This window comes from Bacteroides muris (ex Fokt et al. 2023) (assembly GCF_024704895.1).
In the GTDB taxonomy this organism is placed as follows: domain Bacteria; phylum Bacteroidota; class Bacteroidia; order Bacteroidales; family Bacteroidaceae; genus Bacteroides; species Bacteroides muris.
Window position 1 is genome coordinate 1 of the sequence record NZ_JAMZEE010000130.1, and the last position, 446, is coordinate 446.

Below are 446 nucleotides of genomic sequence, written 5' to 3' on the forward strand. Positions count from 1 at the left end.
CGTCCGGCCATCCTGGTAATACCCATGTAAGGTATATGCTTGCCGGTCTGCCAGTCACCGCAATTGGTGATGCTTGTACCGTCTGCACCCTTGCTGCCAGTCACACAGATGGCGTTCGTTGTGGTGCTTGTACCATCAGTAAAAACTATCCTTGTCCTGGTCCAGATATACCATCCGTTTTTCCATGCCGGAGAGGTAGTCTGCCAGCTGCCTCCGGTTGTGGTGGCCGATGAAGAGGAAAGGTAGTATTCTTCGGTAATGGACCTGATGCCCTTGCCGTCAGCTCCCTGCCCACCACTGATACAAGCCGCTTGGGTGTATTTAACTTCGCCATCAGAATAGACAATCTTCGTCCGCGACCAGATATACTTGCCGGCTTCCCATTTTGGGGAGGTAGTCTGCCAACCGTCCACCGGGGCAATGACATTCGACACCGATATCGCGTA

General features: G+C 53.1%; 1 pseudogene. It reads right to left on the minus strand.

What is annotated here, in order from left to right:
* Positions 1-446: pseudogene (locus M1B78_RS18565) on the minus strand (hypothetical protein); the annotation flags it as partial.